General features: G+C 75.1%; 3 protein-coding genes. 2 read left to right on the forward strand and 1 reads right to left on the reverse strand.

Going from position 1 to position 2424, the window contains the following annotated elements:
- Positions 1 to 22 precede the first annotated feature (22 nt).
- Positions 23 to 160 carry a hypothetical protein gene (locus tag ABT297_RS42895; protein ID WP_350559934.1) on the forward strand — a complete coding sequence of 46 codons (138 nt, stop codon included), beginning with the start codon at positions 23 to 25 and terminating at the stop codon, positions 158 to 160.
- Here ABT297_RS42895 and ABT297_RS42900 read toward each other — a convergent pair.
- The gene (locus tag ABT297_RS42900) at positions 157 to 1107 is read right to left on the reverse strand and encodes a LysR family transcriptional regulator (protein ID WP_350559937.1); all 951 of its coding nucleotides are present in this window, start codon (positions 1105 to 1107) and stop codon (positions 157 to 159) included. The two genes, ABT297_RS42895 and ABT297_RS42900, sit on opposite strands and share 4 nt — an antisense overlap.
- 119 nt (positions 1108 to 1226) lie before the next feature.
- Between ABT297_RS42900 and ABT297_RS42905 the strand changes: the two genes are divergently transcribed.
- On the forward strand, positions 1227 to 2246 hold the full coding sequence (locus tag ABT297_RS42905) for a YeiH family protein (RefSeq protein WP_350559940.1): 1020 nt from the start codon (positions 1227 to 1229) through the stop codon (positions 2244 to 2246).
- Positions 2247 to 2424 lie beyond the last annotated feature (178 nt).

Below are 2424 nucleotides of genomic sequence, written 5' to 3' on the forward strand. Positions count from 1 at the left end.
AGATTGTGACTGGATTTCATAGGTGTGCTCTTCCGATCTGGCGGCGGCCGGTGTCGTCGAGCGCACCGCGCTCGACGAGTACCTCCCGCCGTTCTTCACCACGGACGCGTACGCCCGGCACCTCGCGCCGTCCAGCCGGGCCGCAAGCGGCAGCCGCTAGCCCGAACGTCCGGTCCGGGCGCTGCGGCCTGCACGCCGCACCCGCTCCGGCCCGCCCGACACCTCGATCACCCGCAACAACGCCGTGGCCGCGCCGGTCAGCCGCCGACCGCGCGGCCAGACGGCCCTCAGGGTGCGCATCAGCGACAGGTCCACCACGGGTACGGCCACCAACTGCCCCGCGGCCAGTTCGGCCTCGACCGCGTACCGGCTGAGCACCGCCGGTGCGCTGCCCGCCATGGCGGCGCCCTTCACCGCCGCGTTGGAGCCGAGCGCCAGGTGGGCGGGCACCGGGTCGAGCCGGCGCAGGGCCAGCTCGAGCGTGTCCCGCGTGCCGGAGCCGACCTCCCGGACGACCAGCCGGGTGGCGGCCAGCTCGCTCGCCTGCAACGGCCGGCGGCGGCGCGCCCACGGATGCCGCGGAGCCACCACCACGATGAGCTCGTCGTGGCCAACGGGTCGCTGCCCGAGCCCGGCCGGAACCGACGGACCCTCCACGAAGCCGACGTCGATGGTCTCGCCGGCCAGCAGGAGCCGGGCCACCTCCGCGGAGTTGACGACGGTCAGGCCGACCCGCACGTCCGGCTCGCGCAACCCCAGCTTATGCAGCCAGCCCGGCAGCAGCGCCTCGGCGACCGTCATGCTCGCGGCGACGCGCAACTGGGCCGCCCGCGCCTCCCGGAGCGCGGTCAGGCTGGCCTGGAACTCGTCGGCGGCCTCCAGCAGTCGCATCGACCAGTCCACCACCACCCGGCCGTCGTTCGTCAGCCCCGAGCCGCGGGGCGTCCGCACCAGCAGCGGCAGGCCCGCCCGGCGTTCCAGCGAGGCGAGTCGCTTCGTCGCCGACGGCTGGGTCATCCCCAACGCCCGGGCGGCCTGGCCGAGGCTGCCCAGCTCCGCCACCCGCACGAGCAGCCGCAGTGACTCCAGGTCGGGAAGTCCACTCATAGCCACAGGCTATGAGGTGGCGCGCGACCGGCGGCTACTCGCCCCGCCCCGGCGGGTACAGCCTGAAAACACCACCCACGGGGGACGGACTTGGACGGACTTGGAAAGAGGGGCGCCAGGTGTACATCGAGGACCGGACGAGCCGGGCCACCGTCGCAACGCGACACATCCGCGCCGCAGCCCCCGGTCTGCTCGCAGCGTCGGCCGCGGCCGCCGTCGGCTACGCCGTCAACCGTGTCGTCGGCAGTGCGGCCAGCCCGGTGGTGGTGGCGGTCGTGCTCGGCATTCTCGTCCGCGGCCTCGGCGGCTATCACAGCCGGCTGCGGGACGGGCTCGCGTTCGCGTCACGGACCCTGCTACGAGCCGGGGTCGTCCCGCTCGGCCTGCAGCTGGCCGTCTCGGACATCCGGCAGCTCGGCGTCGGCGCCGTCGCCGTCGCCGTGCTCGGCGTCGTGACCGCTTTCGTGGTCACCCGCTGGTGCGGGCGGCTGCTGGGCCTGGGCCCGGCGCGCGCCCTGCTGATCGCCACCGGCGTCTCGGTCTGCGGCGCCTCGGCCGTGGCCGCGATGCAGGAGGTCACCGACGGCGACGAGGAGGACGTGGTCACCGCCGTCGCGGTGGTGACCGTGATCGGCACGCTCTGCCTGGCCGCGCTGCCGGCGCTCGGGGTGCTGCTCGGACTGGACGAGACGACGCTCGGCCTGTGGGCCGGCATGAGCGTGCACGAGGTCGGCCAGGTGGTGGCGATCGGCGGCATGGCCGGCACGACGGCGCTGACCGTCGCGGTCGTGGCGAAGCTGTGCCGGGTCCTCCTGCTCGCGCCGCTCGTCGCCGTGGTCGCCGCGACCCGCCGCGTCGCCGCCGATGCCACCGGCACGCGCCCGCCGGTGCTTCCCTGGTTCGTCGTCGGCTTCATGGCCATGGCCGCGGTACGCGGCATCGGGCTGGTACCGGAAGGGTTCCTCCACGGCGCGGCGACCGCGTCGGGCGTCATGCTCGCCGCGGCGATGTTCGCCCTCGGCGCCGCGGTCGACCTGAGGAGCATCGCCCGGGGCGGCTGGCGCGCGCTCAGCGCCGGGGTGCTCGGCACGACGGTGCTGGCGAGCGTGTCGCTCACCGGGCTCGTCCTGGTGGGCTGACCGCGGTGCCGATGACGGCCGGCCCGACCCGGCACGGCTCACGCGGCCGGGGGGCGCCCGGGGGGGGGCCCGGCGCGGCCCGCGCCGGGGGTTTGTGGACGGGGGGGAGGGGTTTGCCGCTGCGGGTGGGCGAGGGCCGAGGAGCCCTGCCAGCACGACACTCCCAACTTAAGAGATA

The sequence above is a fragment of the Dactylosporangium sp. NPDC000555 genome, assembly GCF_040300025.1.
Taxonomy (GTDB): domain Bacteria; phylum Actinomycetota; class Actinomycetes; order Mycobacteriales; family Micromonosporaceae; genus Dactylosporangium.